Genomic DNA, 21,249 nt, shown 5'->3' with positions numbered 1-21,249 from the left:
TCCCGTGCGTGGCCTTGCGGTCGGCGCCCCCTCAGACCCGTTCGTCCGCCAGGTCCCGCAGCGGCCACGTCCCGTCGACCACCGCGGTCGCGTCGCCCTTGCGGCGCAAGAAGTTCTGGAAGTCGGCCGCCCACTCGGCGTACCACTCGATCTGGCGGCGGTGCAGCTCCGCCGGGCCGAGGGCCGCGACTTTGGGGTGGCGGCCGGCTATGGCGCGGGCGAGGCGGGCCGCGGCCAGGGCGTCCGCCGAGGCGTCGTGGGCGGAGTCGAGTGCGACTCCGTACTCCGCGCAGACGGCTTCGAGGTTGCGCTTGCCTCGGCGGTAGCGGTCCACGGAGCGGTCGATGGTGTACGGGTCGATGACCGGTGCCGGGGCGAGGCCGTCGAGCCGTTCGCGCAGTGAGGGCAGGTCGTGGCGGCGCAGTTCGGCGGAGAGGAGGGTCAGGTCGAAGGCCGCGTTGTACGCCACGACCGGTACGCCCGTCTTCCAGTACGAGACGAGTACCGAGGCGATGGCATCGGCCACTTCGTCGGCCGGGCGGCCCTCCGCAGCTGCCCGTTCGTTGGTGATGCCGTGCACTGCCACCGCGTCCGCCGGAATCTCCACTCCCGGATCGGCCAGCCACTCGCGGTGCCCGATCGGCTCTCCGCCCCTGACCTCGATCACCGCTCCCGTGACGATGCGCGCCTCGCGCGGATCCGTCCCGGTCGTCTCCAGGTCGAAGCCGATCAGCAGCTCGCCGTGCCAGCCCATGCCGGGCCCCCTTCTTCGTGGTGCGTTCCCCCCAGTGACCTCCACGATCCCATGGGCCACTGACAATCAGAGGACCGCGTTCCGCTTACCGCCACCACTGCGCCTGCCGGTCACGGGAGTTGTCAGGACACAGGCCGCGAATCCGCCCAGGCCACCTCGAACTCCTCGCGATACGTACCGAAAAGTCCCTCTTCGCCGGTGTCCTCCGCTTTGACCACGCGTCCGCCACCGCGCAGTACGAGCACCGGCGCCTCCATCCCCCGCGTCCGGCGCAGATACGACTGGACGACCGCTATGCCGTCCGAGCCGTCCCCGTCGACGAGGTACGCGGTGAAGCGGGGCGTCTCGTCGTAGACCTGGATCTGGAAGGCGCCGGGATCGCGCAGCCGGGACCTCACGCGCCGCATATGGAGGATGTTCATCTCGACGGAGCGGCTCAATTCGCCGCGCTTGATGCCGAGTTCGCGCTCCCGCCGCTTCACGGCGCTGGACGCGGGGTTCAGGAACAGCAGCCGCACCCGGCAGCCGGATTCGCCAAGGCGTACGAGCCGCCGTCCGGAGAAGTTCTGCACCAGGAGGTTCAGGCCGATGCCGATGGCGTCGAGGCGGCGGGCGCCGCCGAAGATGTCCTCGGCGGGGAACTGTCGCATCAGCCGCACCCGGTCGGGGTGCACGGCCACCACGTCCGCGTAACGGTCACCGACGAGGTTCTCGACGGCGTCGACGGGCAGCCGCCGCGCGGACGGCACATCGCTGCCCGCCCCGAGTATCTCCAGGAGTCTCGCCGAGGCGCGCTCGGCCTGGGCCAGAACCGCCTCGGACAGGGCGCGGTTGCGGGATACGACGTTCCGGGTGACTTCCAGTTCGTCCAGGGCGAGTTCGACGTCCCGGCGCTCGTCGAAGTACGGCTCGAAGCACGGCCAGTGCTGCACCATCAGCTCGCGCAACTGCGGCAGTGTGAGGAAGCTGAGGACGTTGTCGTCGGCCGGGTCGAGCAGGTAGCCCTTGCGGCGGCTGACTTCGCGTACCGCGACCGCGCGCTGCACCCACTCCTGGCCGGCGGGTCCGGCGGCGGCGACCACCCAGTCGTCCTCGCCGTGCATGGGTTCGTAGATGGGGCGCAGAACAGCGGCCACGACCGCGCGCAGCCGCTGTTCGACCAGGTTCAGCCAGATGTAGGCGCGTCCGGCCCTCTGGGCGCGCGTACGCACCTCGCCCCAGGCATCGGCGCCCCAGTCCAGCTCCGCACCGATTTCCATCGGCCGCGCCAGAGACACCGCCCCGGGCGGGGCATCCGTGGAGTTCCCCTCGTGACCTACGTCACCAGAAGGCAACTCCCGCCCTCCCGAGCCCACCCGCGCACCGCCTTCCGCTCCCCCGAGCACTCCCCCAGCCAACGATCAAGGAAGAGTACTCCGGGAGCGGTCGGCGGTGCAGCCGGATGGACAGGTCGTTTCTCAACCTCCGTCTTCCACATGCCCGTTCTGATCGGCAAGGGCGGGCGGAGTGAGCGGATTCATAGCGGTGAGGTCACGCGGGGTGAGGGAGAAGCCCTGCCAGTGGACCGGCATCGGCTGCTGGTCCTCGTCCCGGGCGACATGGTGGAAGCCGATGTTCACCCAGCCCACCGGGTGGGTGAGGTCCTGTCCGTTGACCCACTTGTCGACGGACTTGCCGCCTCCGGCACCGCAGTTGCGCAGGTTGTGGCTGGCGAACTGCTCGCACTTCTTGTACTGGGTGAAGTAGACGTCGTGCTTGGTGTAGCTGCGGCCCGGGTACTTGGACGTGGCGCCGGGGACGAGTTCGTACGAACGGACATGGCCGTCCTTGTTCTTGCCGGTCGTGCTGACGACCCGCCACCAGCGCATGTTCTTGGCGTCGCCCGCGAGTTCCTTGGTGACCGGCGTGCGGGTGGTCTTGTTGCTCGGGGCCTCGCCGCCCTGTGCGGGCGGGCTGACCTTGGAGTCGTACTGCTCGACCTTGTTCTTGGAGTTGCCGTCGAGGCCGAAGTTGAGCCGCCAGAAGACGTTGTGGCTGTGGCTGGTGGCGTAGTCCTTGGCACCCTTGCCGATCGGCCAGCCGCGGCCGTCACCGGCGTCGTAGTCGCTGGGCGAGAGGCTGCCGGTGGCGCCGACGTTCATGTTGATCTGGCCGTCGTCCTGGAAGCGCCACTCGGTGATGTACTCGTACCAGCCGACCTGGTTGACGGTGTAGACGAGCAGGTCCTTGCCCTGCCGCTGATAGACCTTGTTCGCGGTGTCGCCCTGCATACGGTAGGCGTGGCCGCGAGAGCGGGTCGTGGCGCACAGGCCCTTGACGTTCGGGTTCTGCCCCTCCATGGCGCCCGGGACCTTGACGGTCTTGATGGTGCCGCCGGGACACTCTCCGGGGGCCAGGTTCATCAGGCCCAGCCCGAAGCCGGCGCCCGTGAGGTCGTCGTACTCGACCGAGCCGTCGTCGTAGGGTACGTGGATCTGGGCGAGCTTCGCGCTGGTCAGGACGCGTATCGGGCGGGCCTCGCCCTTGGGCTGGTACGAGACGTTCTCCAGGACGAGCCCGGCCTCGCTCTCGTAGTGCCAGCACATCGTCCACTTGGTGCCGGTGGCGAGCTTCTGCTCGATCTTGTACGCCGCGCTGCAGTCGGCGGCCGCCGCGGGGGCGGCCTTCGGCTTGGCCGCGGGTTCGGCGGCGGCCGGGCCCGCGGCCGATGTCGCGCCGACGGTCAGGGCGGCCACCGAGAGGCCCACCATCGTCCGGCTGCGGGCACGGCTGATTCTGTTCACGCGCATGGAGAGATGACTTCCTTACAGAAGAGCGTGAGTTGGAAAAGCGGACTGAGGGAGCTGAGTCGACTGTCGACTGTCGACTGTCGACTCAGCCGACCTTGGCGACCTTGCGGTCGCTGAGGTCGATCACCAGGTCACGGGTGTCGATCCAGGGCCCGTTCTTGGCCTTCACGAACAGACGCAGGCAGCGGTGCTCGCCGCAGTCGGCGAGTGCGGCGGGCGTACCCGGGTTCGCCCGGTAGACCATGCTGTTGAGCAGCAACTGGTCGGGCTTGGTCAGTTCGTTGCCGGTGGCGTCCCTGTAGTCCGCCTTCAGACCGTCGCCGAGCGGGTCGGCGATCAGGAGTTCCGCGGCCTCGACGTTCTCGGCACGGCTGAGCGGCGGCTGGACACCTTGCTGGGTGTCCGTCGCCTCGACCTTGCCGGTGTCGAGGTTGACGGTCTTCGTGACGAGCGAGTCGTCCTTGTAGTCGTAGAACGACACCTCGGCGCGCCGCGGCGCGTCCGGGTCGTCCAGTTCGCTCGTCTCGGGATCGGCGAGGTCGACGGTGATCGGCTGCGGGCCGCCTTCGCCCTCGACGTTCTCGCTGGAGCGCCGCAGTTGCCGGTCCAGGGCAAGCTGCTCGACCCGCTCGGCCTCGTCCTCGGTCAGCGGATCGCGCCCCTCACCGGTGTCGCCCTCCGCCGGCGCCTGCTCGACGACACCCGGCTGCACGGCGGCCCGGCCCTGCTCCTGGCCCGTCCCCTGAGCGCCCTGACCCGCCTGCTGGCCGCTCTGACCGGCCCCCGCGCCGCTGCCGGAATCGTCGGCCCCCGCCGAACCCGGCAGCGTGACGGCCACCATCACGGCGGTCGCGGCCACCGCGATACCCGCCCCGGCGACCGCCTTGCCCAGATGGCGGTGCACTATCTTGCGCACATTTCCCCCTGCTCCCCTGTATCCCTAGGATCCCTTGAGCCCCACTGGCATAGGGCGTATGCACTGGTCGGTCGGTAAGAGGGACGTAAGTCATAGGTGGTTCCATCACTTTCGGGGAGACTCGGGCCGGAGTCGCCCCAAGCGACGTCGCACAACTGGAAGAGTCGTATCCATGCAGGTCTGGCCTGGACAGGCGTACCCACTCGGTGCCACGTATGACGGCGCCGGCACCAATTTCGCGGTCTTCTCGGAGGCTGCCGACCGAATCGAGCTGTGTCTGCTCCATGACGACGGTTCGGAGACGGCGATAGAGCTGCGGGAGACCGACGCGTTCGTGCGGCACGCGTACCTGCCCGGCATCATGCCGGGGCAGCGCTACGGCTTCCGTGTGCACGGTCCGTACGCGCCCGAACGCGGACAGCGCTGCAATTCCGCGAAGCTGCTGCTCGATCCGTACGCACGCGCCATCAGCGGCAGCATCGACTGGGGCGAGGAGGTGTACGGATACCACTTCGGGTCGCCGAACAAGCGCAATGATCTCGACTCGGCTCCCCACACGATGTCCTCGGTGGTGGTCAACCCGTACTTCGACTGGGGCGACGACCGGCTCCCGCGCACCGAATACCACGAAACGGTTCTCTACGAGGCCCATGTGAAGGGCCTGACCATGCGCCATCCGGCACTGCCGGACGAGCTGCGGGGCACGTACGCGGCGCTGGCGCACCCCGCGATCATCGAGCACCTCACGGAGCTGGGGGTCACGGCGCTGGAGCTGATGCCGGTCCACCAGTTCGTGAACGACCACCGTCTGGTCGACATGGGCCTGAACAACTACTGGGGCTACAACACGATCGGCTTCTTCGCCCCGCACAACGCGTACGCCTCCTGGGGCGACCGCGGACAGCAGGTCCTGGAGTTCAAGTCGGCCGTACGCGCGCTGCACGAAGCGGGCATAGAGGTCATTCTGGACGTCGTCTACAACCACACGGCGGAGGGCAACCACCTGGGTCCGACGCTGTCCTTCAGGGGCCTCGACAACGCCTCGTACTACCGGCTGACGGACGATCCCCGCTACTACATGGACACCACGGGCACGGGCAACTCCCTGCTCATGCGCTCCCCGCACGTGCTCCAGCTGATCATGGACTCACTGCGCTACTGGGTCACCGAGATGCACGTCGACGGCTTCCGCTTCGATCTCGCGGCGACGCTCGCCCGGCAGTTCCACGAGGTGGACCGGCTGTCGTCGTTCTTCGACCTGGTGCAGCAGGACCCGGTGGTCTCCCAGGTGAAGCTGATCGCCGAGCCGTGGGACGTCGGCGAGGGCGGCTACCAGGTGGGCAATTTCCCGCCACTGTGGACCGAGTGGAACGGCAAGTACCGCGACACCGTACGGGACCTGTGGCGGGGCGAGCCGCGCACACTCGCGGAGTTCGCGTCCCGGCTGACGGGGTCCTCGGACCTCTACCAGGACGACGGGCGGCGCCCGCTCGCCTCGATCAACTTCGTGACCTGCCACGACGGCTTCACGCTGCACGACATGGTGTCGTACAACGACAAGCACAACGCGGCCAACGGCGAGGACAACCGCGACGGCGAGAGCCACAACCGGTCCTGGAACTGCGGGGTCGAGGGCGAGACCGACGACCCGGAGGTCCTGGAGCTGCGGGCGCGGCAGATGCGGAACTTCATCGCGACGCTGATGCTCTCCCAAGGCGTGCCGATGCTCAGCCACGGCGACGAGTTCGCGCGTACGCAGGGCGGCAACAACAACGCGTACTGCCAGGACAACGAGCTGGCCTGGGTGCCGTGGCCCGACAACCCCGCGGACGGCGGCGAGCTGCTCGCGTTCACCCGCGCGATGGTGTGGCTGCGGCGTGAGCACCCCGTCTTCCGGCGGCGCCGGTTCTTCCACGGGCGGCCCGTGCAGGGCACGCACGACGAGCTGTCCGACATCGCCTGGTTCACCCCGGCGGGCGAGGAGATGACCCAGCGCGACTGGAACTCCACGCAGGCGCGGGCCCTGTCCGTCTTCCTCAACGGCAACGCGATCTCCGAGCCGGGGCCGCGCGGGGAGCGGATCACCGACGACTCGTTCCTGCTGATGTTCAACGGATCGCCGAAGACCACGGAGTTCGTGGTGCCGGTCGATCACGGGAAGCAGTGGCAGGTCGTCGTCGACACGGCGCGGGCTGAAGCGGTGCCTCCGGGGACGGGGGCGAAGGTGCAGGCGGGGGATCGTCTGACGCTGGTGGACCGGAGCGTGATGGTGCTGCAGCGGCCGGCGTGATGTCGCAAGCCCGGCGCTATGCGGCTCCGCCGCGATGGGGCCCCCGCTCAGGGGGGTCCCCCGCTCGAGCGAAGCCGAGAGTGGGGGAGCAGCCGAGAGTGGGGGAGCGCCCAGCCGCAACGGACCGCAGCGTCAAAACTGCCCACCCAGCGGAGCGCCAGCGTGTCTATGACACGAAAGGCTGTCTTGCGGGTACGTAGGTTGCCATGACACCTGAGCGTCCCGAACCGGTGCTGCCCGCCGCTCCGACCGCCACGTACCGGCTTCAGCTGCAGCCGGAGTTCCCGTTCGGGGCCGCCGCGGCGGCCGTGCCGTATCTGGCCTCGCTCGGCGTCTCGCATCTGCACCTGTCGCCGGTGCTGGAGGCCGTGCCGGGATCGCTGCACGGCTATGACGTGGTGAACCACGCGCGCGTGCGGGACGAACTGGGCGGCGAGGAGGGCCTGCGCTCCCTGTCGCGCACCGCGCGGGAGCACGGCCTGGGACTCGTGGTGGACATCGTGCCGAACCACATGGCGATGGTCCCGCGACACAACCGCGCCCTCTGGGAGGTGCTGCGCGAGGGCCCGGACTCGCCGTACGCGCGCTGGTTCGACATCGACTGGGAGGCCCAGGACGGCCGGGTGCTGCTGCCGGTGCTCGGGGGGCGGCTCGGCACGGAGCTCGGCCACCTGGAGGTCGACGGCGACGTGCTGCGCTATCACGAACACGCGTTCCCCTTGCGTGCCGGCACGGAGGAGCTGCCACTGCCCCAGCTCCTGGATGCGCAGTGGTACCGCCTGGGGTGGTGGCGGCTGGCCCGCACCGAGCTCAACTACCGCCGTTTCTTCAGCATTTCGGAGCTCATCGGGGTACGGGTCGAGGACCCGGAGGTATTCGACGCCACCCACGCGAAGATCCTTCAGCTGCTGGACGAGGGTGTGGTCGACGGACTGCGGATCGACCACCCCGACGGCCTCGCGGACCCTGACGCGTACCTCCAGCAGCTCCACGAGGCGACCGGCGGGCGCTGGACGGTGGTCGAGAAGATCCTCGCGGAGGGCGAACCGCTGCCCGCCGCCTGGCCGGTCGCGGGCACCACCGGCTATGACGCGCTGCGGCACATCGACGGCCTGTTCACGGATCCGGCGGGCGCGGGCGAACTCCTCGGCCAGTACCGGCGGTTCGCGGCGCCCCAGGCCGACCGTGGCGGCGTCTGGGAGGCGACGGTGCGGCGGGCCGCGTACAAGGTCGTCCATCACGAGCTGGCCACCGAGATCGACCGCCTGACCCGCGAGGCCGACCGACTGTGCCGAACGTCCCCGGACCCGGCGCTGCGCGACCACGCCCCCTGGGCCCTGGGCACCGCCCTGCGCGAACTCCTCGTACGTCTCCAGGTCTACCGGCCGTACGCCTCCGGGGACGCCGCCGCGGTCGTCACCGAGGAGGCCGCACACGAGGCGCGGGGGGCCTTCACGGTGCCCGAGGAGGCCCACGCGGTGGACGTCGTACGGGACCTGGTGCTCGGCCGCACCGGTGACGGGCCCGGGCGCGAGGGGTTCCGGGCCCGGTTCGCGCAGACCGCGTCGGCGCTGCGGGCCAAGTCCATGGAGGACACGGCGTTCTACCGGTACGTACCCGTCCTCTCGGCGAACGAGGTGGGCGGCGAGCCGGAGTACCCCGCCGTGCCCCCGGAGGACTTCCACGCGTACTGCGCGCGCGTGCAGCGCGACTGGCCCGCGACAGGCACCGTGCTGTCCACCCACGACACCAAGCGCAGCGCCGACGTGCGGGCAGCGATCTCCGTACTCACCCAGTGCCCCCTGCGCTGGGCCGACCTGCTGGCCGAAGTGACCGGGCAGACGGCGGTCGGCGGGGTGGGCGCGCCGGATCCCCAGGTGGCGTGGGCGGCGTGGCAGACGGCGGTCGGTCTCGGGCCCGCGGCCGAGGACCGGCTCCAGGGCGCCCTGTTGAAGCATGTCCGGGAGGCCGGCCTGTTCACCTCGTGGACGGAGCAGGATCCCGCGTACGAGGCCTCTGTCGCCGCGTTCCTCAGGGCGGGGCCCTGCGGGGCGCCCGGGCGGCGTGCGGCCGAGTTCAGGGCCGTCCTGGAGCCCCATGTGCGGGCGAACGTCCTCGGGGCCGCCCTCGTCCAGCTGACGATGCCGGGCGTGCCGGACGTCTATCAGGGCACGGAGGTCGAGTACCGGGCACTCGTGGACCCGGACAACCGGCGCTCGGCCCACTTCCCTCCGCAGGCGTCGGACGGTCTGTCCGCCGAGAAGGCCGCGCTGACCGCGACCGCGCTGCGACTGCGCAGGGAACGCCCCGCTGCCTTCGGCGAGTCGGCGGCGTACAACCCGCTCGACGCGGAGGGCCCGGCCGCCGCACACTGCGTCGCCTTCGTACGCTCCGGAGAGGCGATCACCGCCGTCACCCGTCTGTCCCTGCGTCTGGAGGAGGCGGGCGGCTGGCGCGACACGGTGCTGCCACTGCCCGCGGGCCGGTGGGCCGATCTACTCACTCCGGGACGGGAGTTCACGGGGCACGCACGGGTGGAGGAGCTTTGCGAGCGGTTGCCCGTGGTGCTCCTGGAGAGGGTGAGCGATCCCGAGGGCTCGCGTGCCTGAGGCCGGCGCCGTGCATACATCCGTACGCCTGAGGCCACCTCCTTGACAGTTCATCCAGTCCGTGGAGTACTGCGGATGGCGACGCCGGGCGGTCCAAGACGGGGGTGAGTCTCCTGACGGAGCTGCGCTACCCCAGTGTGACCGAAATCGTCGCGTCCGCCCGGGCGTTGGCGGCTCAGCGGCCATGGCTGTGCTCCCTTGAGCAGGTCGGGGTCTCGCGGGCGGGGCGACCCCTGCATCTGCTGTCGCTGGGGCATGCCGAGCGGGCCGTGCTGGTGGTCGCGGGGGCTCATGCCAATGAGCCCACCGGAGGTTCCACTCTGCTGGCACTGGCCGAACGGGTGTTGCACGAGCGGCAGTTGCGGGCCGACACGTCTTGGCACTTTCTGCTGTGTGCGGATCCGGACGGGGCGAGTCTTCATGTGACTCCGGCGCCGCGGACACTGCTCGACTATCACCTGGGGTTCTTCCGCCCCGCCGGACCCGAGCAGCCGGAGTGGTCGCCGTCCGTACTGCCGCCCGATCGGCTGCCGCCCGAGACGCGTGCCCTCACCAGGGTCATCGACGATCTGCGTCCGTACCTCCAGGCGACACTCCATGGGACCGATCTGGGCGGCAGCTGGGTGCAGTTGACGAAGGCTGTGCCGGGGCTGGCGGAGCCGTTCGCCAAGTCAGCGGCCGAACTGCACATTCCGGTGGAGACGGGGGCCTCGGACGCGGCAGGCTGGCCTGCCTCCGGGCCCGGGGTGCATGTGATGCCCGAGCCGGGCTCGGACGCGCCGTACCCGAGCATCCCGGACGACGTCCGGCACAGCACCTGGTACCACGCCCACCGGTACGGCGGTCTGACCGCGGTCGTCGAAGTGCCGATGTGGGCCAGCGACCTCGTGGACGACCCCGCACCGCATCCCGCGCCGGACGCGGCGATGCGGCATCTGGCGCGCCGGCTGCTGCGGGACTCGCTCCAGGTGGAGGGCGTCCTCACCGACGCGCTGCCCCGCCTCCCGAGCCCCGAGGGGCCGCTGCTGCGGGCCACGAAGTGGGCCCTGGAGCTGGTCCCGGGACTCGCCGGCGACTGGGCCCACCATCCTCCGGCGGACACGACGAGGGCGTACGTAGGCAGCGTGGACGCCTTCGGCCGCCGGCTCCCGCTGCGGGCCGCCGCGATGCTGCTGCGCGTCCTCCAGAAGACCGACGACCGGGCGGCGCCGCACCTGGAACACCTGGTCGCCTCCTGGAGCGAGGCCTTCGCCAAACGCTTCCGCGCCCGCTGGGTGCCACTGGAGCACCAGGTCGAGCACCAGAGCCGTACGGTCGTGGCGGCGGCACAGCACGCACGTGAGCGCGCGGAGTAAGCCCGCGCCGCTTACTCGAACGGCACTTCGGCCTTGGCCGGAGGCGTGCCGATCGCACTGGCGCCAGGCCGCGACACCGGCGCCCGGCGGCCCGCCAGTTCGAAGGCATGGAGCACCACCCGCGCCTGGTACTCGACCTGTCGCGCGACGGGAATCCAGCGCGCCTGGTACCCGTCGTGGTAGTCCGCGCACCACGCGTCGATCAGCCGGTCGAGCTCCGGCAGCGCGCCGGACGGATCGTGTCCGGCGCGCCTCACGAGCTGGTGCAGCAGACCCGCCGTACGCAGCGCTATCCGCCGCGCGGAGATGCGCAGGGCGGTCAGCCGGGCGGCGTCGAGCGGCGGCAGGGGATGCGTGCCGTCGTCGGCTTCCGTGTCGGGGTCCCAGGAGTCGGCCAGGCCGGGGCAGACCAGTAAATAGTCGTCGACCGGTGCGAGGAGGGAGGCCGTGTCCGCTGCCGTGCCGAGGCCGGGGCGGATCCGCGTCAGCAGCGCCTGAAGAAGCCGGGTGTCGCGGCGCAGCGTGCGGCTCACGGCCCTCAGCGCCCCGTCGGCGTCGGCGGACGGCGCGGCGTCCCCCACGGCCCGTACGCCCCACATGGGGGCCTCGACGACCGCGGTCACCGTGCCGTACCGGTGCGGGTGGAACCAGGTGGACTCGACCGCCGCCTCCGTGATGGCGGCGGCCAGGTCCGCGCGCCGCGGGGGCGGGATGCGGTAGACGGCGGGCCCCAGGGTGGGCCAGTACAGCGTGTCGTACGGCCCGAGTTCGAGGGGGATGCCCAGCCGGGCCGCGGTGTGGGCGAGGCGCGGGGCGAGGCCGGGCAGTTCACGCGTCAGCTCGACGAAGCCGCCGCCCACGTCGACGCCGTGCAGGGAGCACTGGAAGAAGGGCCGCAGTTCGTCCTGGAGGTCGAGCAGGGCGCGGGTCTCCGGCAGGGCGGCGCCGTCCGCGCCGTCGGGCAGCCACTCGGGCTGCTCACGGAAGCCGGGTCTGAAGAAGTGGCGGAAGTAGTGGCCGAGTGTGTACGGCCCGGACAGCCAGCCCTCGTTGCGGCGCGCACCGTCAGGGTCGAGGCACAGCAGCAGGTTCCAGGTCGCGTCGGCGCCCTCGCACAGCCGGGGGTCGGCCAGCGCCCGTTCGGCAAGGCGCAGGGCGGTGGCGCCGCCCACGGGCTCGTTGGCGTGCGGGCCCGCGACGACGAGGGCCTGACGGCTGCCGTGTCCGACGGACAGCAGCCACATCGGGAGCCCGGCACGTGAGGTGCCCACCCGGCGCAGCCGGGCGTCCTTCGGGTGACGCTGGACGAGCGCCGCCGCCCGGACGCGCAGCTCGTCCACGGACGGGTAGCGGAGGAGTTGCGGCAGGGTCTTACCTCCGCTGCGAGTAGCCGTCGGTTCACTTGCTGTGGATGGTGTACGCACAGTGAGTCACGATCGCGCGGGTACGTCAACACCGCCGTACCGGCAGGATGTCCGGCCCTTCGCGGGCCGTTGCCCGGAGGTGACGGTTCCGCACACCGGGCAGGAGGCGTCAGTCCGTGGCGAGCCGGAAGGTCATGCGACCGAAGCTGATCTGATCACCGGCCTGGACCACGGCCGCACCGATCACGCGCCGCCCGTTCACGGCGGTGCCGTTGGTCGAGCCGAGGTCGCGCAGCACCCACAGGCCGCCCTGGCGGGTGAGTTCGGCGTGCACACGGGAGACCGTCTCGTGGCTGAGTCTGAGCCCGCTGGCCGGGTCGCGGCCGATACGCAGCGGGTACGGGCTGTCGGGGCGGGGCAGCAGCAACTTGGGGAGCTTCTCGGCCTGCCAGGCCCTGCGCAGCCGTACCGTGAAGCCGGAGACCGACTCCACGGCGCCGAACAGCAGACGCGAGAAACGGCTCTCCGTGCGCAGATCGGCGGTGAGCGCGGCAAGTTCGTCGGATGTGCGGGCGGCCAGCGCGAGTTCCATCCGTTGGACGAACGTGTTGTGGGAGATCCGGCCCAGGACGGCGCCCTCTCGGAGCACACTCAACGCCCTGTCGCGCTCGGCGTCCGACAGCCGCGCGGCGGGATAGGTGTGGAACTCGAAAGACGACGTCACGCTGGTGATTGTCGGTCAGCGGCGCCAAGGTGTCCAGAAAACGGGGAACTTGGGACACCTCTGGTTCTGCTCTGGTTCGGTACTGCGACCGACACGGGTTCAATCCTTCGTTCGAGCGGTTTCAGCCGCGCGCTGATCTCGTGTGACGCACCATGGGACCGGCGAGATCACGGTGAGCAGACGAGGGAGAAGCGTCCGTGCAGTTCGAGGTGTGGGCACCACAGGCCGGCCGTATGACGCTCCACTGCGCGGGCGGCACACAGACGATGGAGCGCGATCCGGCCCGCGCGGGGTGGTGGATGTGTGAGGCGGAAGCCGGCCACGGCACGCGGTACGGGTTCGCGGTGGACGACGGACCCGTACGGCCCGATCCGCGCTCGCTGCGGCAGCCCGACGGGCCCGACGGGCTGAGCGCGGTGGTCGATCACGAGCGGTACGCGTGGCGCGCCGAGTGGGCCGGACGCGGGCTGCCGGGCGCGGTGCTGTACGAGCTGCATGTGGGCACGTACACGCGCGAGGGCACCCTGGACGCGGCTGCCGAGCGGCTCGGACATCTCGCGGAACTGGGCGTCACGCACGTCGAGTTGATGCCGCTGTGCCCGTTCCCGGGGCAGCACGGCTGGGGGTACGAGGGGGTCTCGCTGTGGGCGGTGCACGAGCCGTACGGCGGCCCCGAGGCGCTGAAACGATTTGTCGACCGGGCGCACGAGCTCGGGCTCGGGCTCGTCCTGGACGTCGTGCACAACCATTTCGGCCCGTCCGGCAACCATCTGCCCGCGTTCGGCCCGTACTTGACCGACACGCACCACACGCCGTGGGGTGCGGCGGTCAACCTGGACGCGCCCGGTTCGGACGAGGTGCGCGCGTATCTGCTGGGCAGCGCCCTGGCCTGGTTGCGCGACTACCGGATCGACGGACTGCGGCTCGACGCCGTGCACGCGCTGCGTGACACCCGCGCGTACCACTTCCTTGAGGAGCTGTCGGCCTCCGTGGACGCACTCTCCGTCGACCTGGAGCGGCCGCTGTTCCTCGTCGCCGAGTCCGATCTGGCCGATCCACGGCTGATCACGGCCCGCAAGGAGAACGGGCTCGGTCTGCACGCGCAGTGGAACGACGACTTCCACCACGCCCTGCACACCACGCTGACCGGTGAGTCGCAGGGCTACTACGAGGACTTCGCCCGGGCCCCGCTCGCGGCCGTCGCGAAAACGCTGACGGGCGGCTTCTTCCACGACGGCACATACTCCAGCTTCCGCGGCCGGCGTCACGGCCGCCCCCTGGACCGTACGCGCGTCTCCTCACACCGCCTTCTCGGCTACTCACAGACCCATGACCAGGTCGGCAACCGCGCCCAGGGCGACCGGCTCTCCGCCACCCTCTCCCCCGGTCTGCTGGCCTGCGCGGCGGCGCTGACGCTCACCGGGCCGTTCACGCCGATGCTGTTCATGGGCGAGGAGTGGGCGGCGGGCACGCCCTGGCAGTTCTTCACCGACCACACGGATCCGGAGCTGGCCGTGGCAGTACGCCGGGGCAGGCGACGGGAGTTCGCGGCGCACGGCTGGGCCGAGGAGGACGTCCCGGACCCGCAGGACCCGGCGACCCGGGACCGCTCCTGCCTGAACTGGTCCGAGCAGGAGAACGAGCCCCACGCGCGCGTGCTCGCCTGGTACCGCGAACTCATCGCCCTCCGGCACGACCAGGCGGACCTCACGGACCCCGACCTCTCGGACGTCAAGGTCGCCTACGACGAGGAGGGCCGCTGGCTGGCGTTCCGCCGGGGTGACGTCCGGGTGGCCGTGAACCTCGGCAAGGAGACCGCGTCGATCCCCCTCGGCACCGCTCACGTGCGCATGCTGGCGGCATGGGAGCCGGTCGAAGTGCCGGGCGCGGACGGGCTGTTGAGCCTGCCGGGCGAGTCGTGCGTGGTGCTGACTCAGGAGTGATGCGGTGCTGCTGCTTACGCGGTGGTCAGCGCTGACGCGGGAGTGATCCGTGGCGCTCACGCGGCAGGGATCACTGAACACTGACGCAGGAGTGATCAGTGATGCCGACGCGGGAGTGCGTGCTGACGCCGGAGCGGTCAGTCCTCGTCCCGCAGCTCCGTGACCCGTTCGAGGAGGATCGCCTCCCACGCGCGGTCCAGCTGGGAGCGCAGCGGCGGCAGCGGGTCGCTGCCGTGCCCCCGGAGGCGGTCGGCGAGGCGGATCAGGGCGTCGCAACGGGCCAGCCACAGGCCGCGCAGGCAGGGTCGGGCGCCGTATCCGGCGAGGGTCGCCGCGCGGACGGCGGCGGGGGCGCCGACGGCGCGGGCGAGACCGGCGATGTCCTCCGCGGGGTCGCCGGCCAAGGCGTCGGCCCAGCCGAGGACGCCGCGTACGCGCCCGTCGGCGCTCACCACGAGACGATCCCCGGTAAGGCCGTGGTGGACGAGAACGGCGGCCCCGGACTGCGCCCCGAGTTGTACGGCGGCGGGCGCGGTGAGCTGGTGGAGCCGCGCGGCGTCGAACTCGTCGGCCGCGCCCAGCCGTTCGGCGGCCCGTGCGGCGGCGGCCCGCAACGCCTCCAGGGACCGTGGCGTGGCACGGGGCACACCCAGCGCCTCGGCCTGACGTACGGGCACCTCGCGCAGCCCGGTGAGCAGCCCCGCCAGATCGGCCTCCCCCACGGCGGAGACGTCGTGCCGCTCGCCGGAGCCGCCGGGAATCAGGGTGTCGAGCGTGTACATCAGACCGCTCGCCCACTCGCCGTGCGCGATGCTCGTCGGGACGGCGACCGGCAGGTGCGGGCGCACCACGTCCCGCAGGCGCAGCTCGCGTCGCTGGCGTACGGAGGCCTCGCGGTCCGGGGCGAGGCGCAGCACATGGCGCGCGCCGACGTACCAGGTGGCGGACTCCGCGCCCGTGCCGACGGGCCGGATGTCGGATCTGCCGCCGTCCGGGAGCAGGGAGCGGACGAGACGTCGCACGGTGTCCGCAGTGGGTGTCGTTGCCTGGGTCATGGTCACGCCGTTGCCGTTCGGTGTCCCGGTCTCCGTAGGTCAAAAGGGCTACGGTCAGCATCCTGCCCGGACAGCGGGGGCGACGCGAGCCGTGAACAGCACTTTTCCGGGCTCTGCGAGCGGACACCCGACGACGGAATCAGCTCTCCAGCGCCAGCCGCGCCCCCAGAAACAGCAGTACGCCTCCGGAGACCTGCTCCAGCCTGCGCCGCACCCCGGCACGGGACAGCACCGTCTTCATCCGGCCCACGAACCACACGTACAGGCCGTAGTAGCCGACCTCGAAGACCGCCCAGAGTGCGGCGAGCCCCACCATGGCGGGCAGATGCGGTGCTCCCTCCGGCACGAATTGCGGGAGGAAGGACATGGCGAAGATGGCCGCCTTCGGGTTGGCGAGATTGAGCAGCAGCCCGCCCCGGTAGGAGGACCAGCCGCTCTTCTCGACGGCTTCCGCTCCATCCACGTCCGCCGCGCCCTTGGCGTGCCGCGCCTGCCACAGCGTCTGCACACCGAAGACGACGAGCACGACGGCGCCGACGATGCGCATCACGTCGTACGCCACCTCCGATGCCGCCAGCAGCGCCGTCAACCCGAACGCCGCGAAGATCCCCCAGAGGAAGACACCGGTTTCGTTGCCGAGCACGGTCAGAAAGCCGGAACGTCTGCTGCGGATCGACTGCTTGATGATCAGTACGGTGCTCGGGCCGGGCGAGGCGGCGATGAGCAGACAGGCGCCGAGGAAGGCGAGCAGGGTGCTGAGCATGGGGCCATCGTCGCCTGCGGGCGGGTGCGGGGCCAGTTCGTTTCCCGGGCCTGGTCGGTCGTACGGGCGCAGTGACTTTGACGGCGGCTTGGGCGGGCGGTCTTCGGCGGCCGTACACCGCGCTGTCGGCCGTCCGACAGGCTCCCTTCACCCTCAGCCGCGAGTCATCCCAACCCCCTTGTGGCAACTGCATCTACGCGCAGAGACTACGGGAGTTCGCGCGTCCCCCCTTCCTTCTCCGGAGCCCCGATGAACCACCCCAGACCGCAACGTCCACCGTTCTCGCGCCGTGCCGCGCTCGCCGGTCTCACCTCAGCCGCGCTGGCCGGTACGGCGGCATTCAGTGCGGAGGCGTCCGCCGCGTCCGCGGGCTCGTACCGACGGACCGTCCGTTTCGCCACGTTCAACGCCTCGCTGAACCGCGGCACTCAGGGCGCCCTCGTCGCGGATCTGTCCACGCCGGACAATCAGCAGGCGCGGAACGCCGCCGAGACGATTCAGCGCGTCGACCCGGACGTCCTCGTGATCAACGAGTTCGACTACGACGAGGACGGCGCCGCGGTCCGGCTGTTCCTGCGCAGCTACCTGGCTGTCGGTCAGAACGGGGCGAAGCCGGTCCGTTATCCGTTCCGCTTCACCGCGCCCGTGAACACGGGTGTGGCCTCCGGAGTGGACTTCGACGGCAAGAACGGTGCCGTCACCACTCCGGGGTCCGATGCGTACGGGCAGGACGCGTTCGGGTACGGCTGGTTTCCGGGGCAGTACGGGATGCTCGTGCTCTCCAAGTACCCGATCGATGTCCGGGCGGCCCGTACGTTCCAGCACTTCCTGTGGAAGGACATGCCGGGGAACGTCATGCCGCCGGGGTACTACAGCGAGGAGGCCCGGGCGATCTTCCGGCTCTCCTCCAAGAGCCACTGGGATCTGCCGATCCGGCTCGGCCCCGGCCGGTCCTCCACCGTCCATTTCCTCGTCTCGCATCCCACTCCGCCCAGCTTCGACGGCCCCGAGGACCGCAACGGCCGTCGCAACCACGACGAGATCCGCCTCTGGGCCGACTACATCGGCGGTCGCCGCCGCAGCGCGTACCTCTACGACGACAAGGGCGTACGGGGCGGCCCGGGGCCCGGTTCGTGATCGCCGGCGATCTCAACGCCGACCCGCACGACGGCGACAGCTACGACCACGCCATCCTGCAGCTCCTCGACCACGAGGCGGTCAACCTGCCCGCCACACCTCCGGCCGCTCGCGGCGGCGTCGAGGCGGCCCGCCTCCAGGGCGGCGCCAACGCCACCCACACCGGCAACCCGGCTTACGACACCTCCGACTTCAACGACGCCGCCCCCGGCAACCTCCGCGTCGACCACGTGATCCCGTCGCGCGGTCTCGTCCCGGTCGGGAACGGCATCTTCTGGCCGACGTCGGACGATCCGCTGTACCGGCTGGTCGGCGGCGGGGCCGACGTCCCGACCTCGGACCACCGGCTGGTGTGGCAGGACGTGCGGGTGGTCTGACCGTACGGCGCACGCCCCCGAAATCCCAACTACGGGTGACAGCAGAGGCGTTCAGGTGGCGCCCGGCGATCCGCCGGCTCTAGGCTCGGGCGCCACACACATCCCGTTGGGCTGTGTCGGCTCGGGGGAGGTAGGCCGTCATGACCGAGACGCCGCTGCGCGCGGAACTGCTGTTGGCCCAGGACGTGTCCGAGGGCCTGGAACAGGAACTGACCGCACGGTTCCGGGAATTGGGAGTGCGCTCGGTCCGCGTCCGGCGGGCCCTCGGCCATCGCGGCCCGAACGAGCTCCAGTGGCTGGTCCTGACCGCCCTTCCGCTCCAGGCCTTCCTCAGCGGGCTGGGCAGTGAGGCCGTCAAGGACGGCTATCGCCTGCTCAAGGAGTTGGTGGGCCGCATCGTCCGGCGCAGGAGTACGGCGGCGGATGCGGCACCTTCTCTGCTCGTGCTGCAGGACGAGCGCAGCGGACTGCGGATCGTGCTGGAACCGGATCTGCCTCAGGAGGCGTACGAGGAGTTGACGGCTCTCGATCTCACCCGGTTCTCCGTCGGGCCGCTCCACTACGACCGTGCCCGCGCCCGGTGGCGGTCCGAGTTGGACGAGGCGGCGGGCTGAGGCGGGAGACGACCGGCGTGCGGCGACATCCACCACGGATCGAGGGCTGGGAACGTGACGCAGCCCAGTGAGCTGGACCGGGCCCGGCATGACTGTGCGGAGGGCGAGGCCCTCCTGGCGGCTGGGCACCCGGGAGAAGCGGCACGGGCCTTCCGGTCGGTGCTGACGGGTGTCGGGGCGTTCGCGTCCGCCGCGTCCCTCGGGGGCAGCGACTCGGACGGAACGACGGGCGGCGGTGCTTCCGACGGGTCGGAGAGCAGGGCGACCGGGGCTTCGGACGGGGCAGCCGACTCCTCTGGCCGGGCGGTCGATGCCTCCCGCACGGCCGACTCCCCCGAGCGAATCGTCGCCCGGGCCTGTGTCGGGCTCGGGCGGGCACTGCTCACGGCCGGGAAACCAGTGCGGGCGGCGGCGGAGTTCCGGCAGGCCACACGGCTGGACCCGGCGGGCCTCGACCCGCTGTACTGGCTCGGCTGCGCCGCCGCGCACCAAGGCGCGTACGCGACGGCCGAGCAGCGGTTCAGCAGGGTCCTGGAACTGTCCGCCGGGCACGGACCCAGCCTCGTTCAGCGGGGCTACGTCCGGGTGCGGCTGGGCCGGACCGCCGACGCGTTGGCCGACTTACGGTCCGCCGAGCGCACCGGCGCTCTGGACGCCGAGGCCCGCTGGGTCCTGGCCGCGCTCTCGGGCGCCACGGCACGTGACGTCGCCCGACTGCTGGGCGCGGCCGCACGGGCAGCGATGACACAGGCGCAGGACGCCCGGGCGGAAGGCCCGTCCCACGCCGCGACACCACATCCCCAGGGCGCCGAGGCGGAGGGGCTGTCCCGATCGAAGACGGCACAGGCCCAGAACTCCGGGCCGGAAGGCCGACCCTGGGCCGCGACGCCACAAGCCCAGAACACCACGCCGGCCGATCGCCACCACGCCGCGACGACACAGCTCCAAGACGCCGGGCCAGGAGGCCGGTCCCGCTCGTGGAGCGGCTGGAGTCGGGCCGTGGCCCTGCTCGACCGGGCCCGTCAACTCGACCCGGACGAACGTGAGTTCGTTCCCCTCCACGCCGTTGCCCTCTGTCTGAGCGGCCGTCGCGACGAGGGTCTCGCCGTGCTCACCGCGGCGTCCCACTCCGTCCCCGCCGACCGGCATCTCGCCCACGCCCTGGCCGTGATGGCCTGGCACGCGCTCCCGCCCACCGACGCCACCGGCAGGGAAGCGGCCCGCGCCTGGGCGCGCTGCGTCTCGCTGTGGGCCGGGCTGCTGCACGACACCGCCTTCTGGGAGCGGCTACGCGCCGATGCGGTCGAGCGCTACGGCACTCCGGTCGACGACGGGGCCCTCGCCACGCTGCGCACCGATCTCCAGGCCCGGCTCGAAGCACTCGTGCCCGAGGGCAACGGCGAGGGCAGCAGCGTTGGCCGGCCGTCTCCGGAGGTGGTGCTGAGCCGCGAGAGCGAGGCGGCACGGCTGCTGGCGGAGGCCGGCGGGCTATCCGTGGCCGTCGGTGCGGCGCCCCTGGTCTGCGGTCCGTTGCGGATCGTGGAGCTCGGCAGGGAAGGGGAGTTGGGCGCATTCGTCGCCGAGGCGGGTGAGGCGGCTTCGGCGCTGCGCCGGGCCTTCTCACACCTCGGTTTCGCCCAGGCCCTGCTCCGCCTCGACCGGCCCCAAGAAGCACTGACGGCCCTGTCCGGACTCCGCTGCCCCAGCTGCCGCGCCCGCGGCACCGCCGGCGACGAGGTCCCGCGCCGCGACCGCCCCCCGGCCGCAGGGGCCCCGGGCCACCACCCGGCGGACGGCGCGCAGGAGACCGTACGACCGCCGGACCGGCCGAACGAGACAGCCGCGCACGCGCCACCACAGTCACAGCCACCGGCACCGGCACCGGCACCGGCACCGGCACCGGACGACGGCACCGCACCCCGGAGCGAGGCGACACCCGCTCCCGGCTCGGGACACCAGCCGGCCCCCGACCAGGGCGACACCGCGCGCTCCCTCCCCACGGGAAGCACCAGCCTGGACACCACCCGCCCCGCGACCGCGGCGACCACGACCGGGCCGCCGTATGCGACACCGGTTGCCCCCGCTTCGATGCGCGGAATCCGGCGTACGCCGGGCAGGACGGCAAGCGGGGGATGTTGCTGCGGGACGGGCGGGTGCTCGCCTTGGAGGCGCGGCTGGCGTTGGGGCGGGCGGCGTTGTCGCCGACGTCGCCCGACGTCCGTGCGGCGGCCGCCAGTTGGCGGCGGGCGCTCGCGCACGGGCGGGCGCTGGAGCGGGTGGCGAAGGTCGAGGACACGATCGCGGGCACGGCGCTCGCCGCGGCCAAGGCCCTGCACCGGGCTGGTGACATCGACTCCGCGGGCACGACACTGGAAGCTGCCTACGGGCTCCTCGGCGAGGGACAGCACGAGCGGCTGAAGGGGCAGTTGGCGCGGGTCCTGGCCGACCGGGGCATCACGCGGGCCAACCGTGATCCGGAGCGGCTGGAGTCCCCGGCCGCCGATCTGCGGCGCGCCGTCGAGCTGAACCCGCATCTGCTGCGCGCGCAGGTCAATCTGG

At 71.4% G+C, this 21,249-nt stretch carries 14 protein-coding genes and 1 pseudogene; 7 read left to right on the top strand and 8 right to left on the bottom strand.

The window, feature by feature from the left end; all coding sequences use genetic code 11:
* Positions 1-31: 31 nt before the first annotated feature.
* The 4 genes from ACFYO0_RS18805 to ACFYO0_RS18790 form a co-directional block, all read right to left on the bottom strand.
* Positions 32-754 carry a 3'-5' exonuclease gene (locus ACFYO0_RS18805; protein ID WP_388676816.1) on the bottom strand — a complete coding sequence of 241 codons (723 nt, stop codon included), beginning with the start codon at positions 752-754 and terminating at the stop codon, positions 32-34.
* Positions 755-876: 122 nt separating this feature from the next.
* Positions 877-2,109 (bottom strand): SAV2148 family HEPN domain-containing protein, encoded by a 1,233-nt coding sequence (locus tag ACFYO0_RS18800; protein ID WP_388676813.1) that lies wholly within the window; start codon positions 2,107-2,109, stop codon positions 877-879.
* A 102-nt stretch (positions 2,110-2,211) separates the two neighbouring features.
* Entirely contained in the window at positions 2,212-3,543 is a 1,332-nt protein-coding gene (locus ACFYO0_RS18795) for a copper amine oxidase (protein WP_388676811.1), read from the bottom strand.
* An 85-nt stretch (positions 3,544-3,628) separates the two neighbouring features.
* Positions 3,629-4,459: a Tat pathway signal sequence domain protein gene (locus tag ACFYO0_RS18790; protein WP_388676808.1), complete on the bottom strand. Its 831-nt coding sequence runs from the start codon at positions 4,457-4,459 to the stop codon at positions 3,629-3,631.
* A 172-nt stretch (positions 4,460-4,631) separates the two neighbouring features.
* Between ACFYO0_RS18790 and glgX the strand changes: the two genes are divergently transcribed.
* The 3 genes from glgX (at position 4,632) to ACFYO0_RS18775 (ending at position 10,713) form a co-directional block, all read left to right on the top strand.
* Complete coding sequence (gene glgX / locus ACFYO0_RS18785; RefSeq protein ID WP_388676806.1) at positions 4,632-6,749, top strand: glycogen debranching protein GlgX; 2,118 nt, start codon at positions 4,632-4,634, stop codon at positions 6,747-6,749.
* A gap of 206 nt (positions 6,750-6,955) precedes the next feature.
* Positions 6,956-9,358, top strand: coding sequence for a malto-oligosyltrehalose synthase (treY, locus tag ACFYO0_RS18780; RefSeq protein ID WP_388676804.1), 2,403 nt, complete (start codon positions 6,956-6,958; stop codon positions 9,356-9,358).
* A 104-nt stretch (positions 9,359-9,462) separates the two neighbouring features.
* Entirely contained in the window at positions 9,463-10,713 is a 1,251-nt protein-coding gene (locus ACFYO0_RS18775; RefSeq protein ID WP_388676802.1) for a M14 family zinc carboxypeptidase, read from the top strand.
* An 11-nt stretch (positions 10,714-10,724) separates the two neighbouring features.
* Here ACFYO0_RS18775 and ACFYO0_RS18770 read toward each other — a convergent pair whose 3' ends face one another.
* Positions 10,725-12,053 carry a M14 family zinc carboxypeptidase gene (locus tag ACFYO0_RS18770; RefSeq protein WP_388676800.1) on the bottom strand — a complete coding sequence of 443 codons (1,329 nt, stop codon included), beginning with the start codon at positions 12,051-12,053 and terminating at the stop codon, positions 10,725-10,727.
* 193 nt (positions 12,054-12,246) lie between these two features.
* Entirely contained in the window at positions 12,247-12,801 is a 555-nt protein-coding gene (locus ACFYO0_RS18765; RefSeq protein ID WP_388676797.1) for an FHA domain-containing protein, read from the bottom strand.
* Positions 12,802-12,998: 197 nt separating this feature from the next.
* On the opposite strand from ACFYO0_RS18765, the gene treZ reads away from it, so the two are divergent.
* Positions 12,999-14,744 carry a malto-oligosyltrehalose trehalohydrolase gene (gene treZ / locus ACFYO0_RS18760; protein WP_388676795.1) on the top strand — a complete coding sequence of 582 codons (1,746 nt, stop codon included), beginning with the start codon at positions 12,999-13,001 and terminating at the stop codon, positions 14,742-14,744.
* A 137-nt stretch (positions 14,745-14,881) separates the two neighbouring features.
* Here the strand turns inward: treZ and ACFYO0_RS18755 are convergent, their stop codons facing one another.
* On the bottom strand, positions 14,882-15,799 hold the full coding sequence (locus ACFYO0_RS18755; protein WP_388676792.1) for an aminoglycoside phosphotransferase family protein: 918 nt from the start codon (positions 15,797-15,799) through the stop codon (positions 14,882-14,884).
* Between the two features lie 139 nt (positions 15,800-15,938).
* Positions 15,939-16,562: a LysE family translocator gene (locus ACFYO0_RS18750; protein WP_388676789.1), complete on the bottom strand. Its 624-nt coding sequence runs from the start codon at positions 16,560-16,562 to the stop codon at positions 15,939-15,941.
* A gap of 249 nt (positions 16,563-16,811) precedes the next feature.
* Between ACFYO0_RS18750 and ACFYO0_RS18745 the strand changes: the two are divergent.
* The 3 genes and pseudogenes from ACFYO0_RS18745 to ACFYO0_RS18735 all read left to right on the top strand — a co-directional run bounded on the left by ACFYO0_RS18745 (position 16,812) and on the right by ACFYO0_RS18735 (position 21,108).
* Positions 16,812-18,076 (top strand): annotated as a pseudogene (locus ACFYO0_RS18745) (endonuclease/exonuclease/phosphatase family protein).
* A gap of 140 nt (positions 18,077-18,216) precedes the next feature.
* Positions 18,217-18,690 carry a hypothetical protein gene (locus ACFYO0_RS18740; RefSeq protein ID WP_388676786.1) on the top strand — a complete coding sequence of 158 codons (474 nt, stop codon included), beginning with the start codon at positions 18,217-18,219 and terminating at the stop codon, positions 18,688-18,690.
* A gap of 54 nt (positions 18,691-18,744) precedes the next feature.
* Positions 18,745-21,108 (top strand): hypothetical protein, encoded by a 2,364-nt coding sequence (locus ACFYO0_RS18735; RefSeq protein ID WP_388676783.1) that lies wholly within the window; start codon positions 18,745-18,747, stop codon positions 21,106-21,108.
* Positions 21,109-21,249: the final 141 nt, after the last annotated feature.

The sequence above is a fragment of the Streptomyces sp. NPDC006365 genome (assembly GCF_042870755.1).
GTDB classification, from domain to species: Bacteria; Actinomycetota; Actinomycetes; order Streptomycetales; family Streptomycetaceae; genus Streptomyces; species Streptomyces xiangluensis.
The sequence above is the reverse complement of the archived record's forward strand: the minus strand, read 5'-3'. Positions and strand labels throughout refer to the sequence as shown.

What these genes read in the sequence shown, in the direction of transcription:
- ACFYO0_RS18805 (WP_388676816.1), bottom strand. Translation starts at nt 754, where the DNA reads ATGGGCTGGCACGGCGAGCTGCTGATCGGCTTCGACCTGGAGACGACC.
- ACFYO0_RS18795 (WP_388676811.1), bottom strand. Translation starts at nt 3,543, where the DNA reads ATGCGCGTGAACAGAATCAGCCGTGCCCGCAGCCGGACGATGGTGGGC.
- glgX (WP_388676806.1), top strand. Translation starts at nt 4,632, where the DNA reads ATGCAGGTCTGGCCTGGACAGGCGTACCCACTCGGTGCCACGTATGAC.
- treY (WP_388676804.1), top strand. Translation starts at nt 6,956, where the DNA reads ATGACACCTGAGCGTCCCGAACCGGTGCTGCCCGCCGCTCCGACCGCC.
- ACFYO0_RS18755 (WP_388676792.1), bottom strand. Translation starts at nt 15,799, where the DNA reads ATGACCCAGGCAACGACACCCACTGCGGACACCGTGCGACGTCTCGTC.
- ACFYO0_RS18750 (WP_388676789.1), bottom strand. Translation starts at nt 16,562, where the DNA reads ATGCTCAGCACCCTGCTCGCCTTCCTCGGCGCCTGTCTGCTCATCGCC.
- ACFYO0_RS18740 (WP_388676786.1), top strand. Translation starts at nt 18,217, where the DNA reads ATGACCGAGACGCCGCTGCGCGCGGAACTGCTGTTGGCCCAGGACGTG.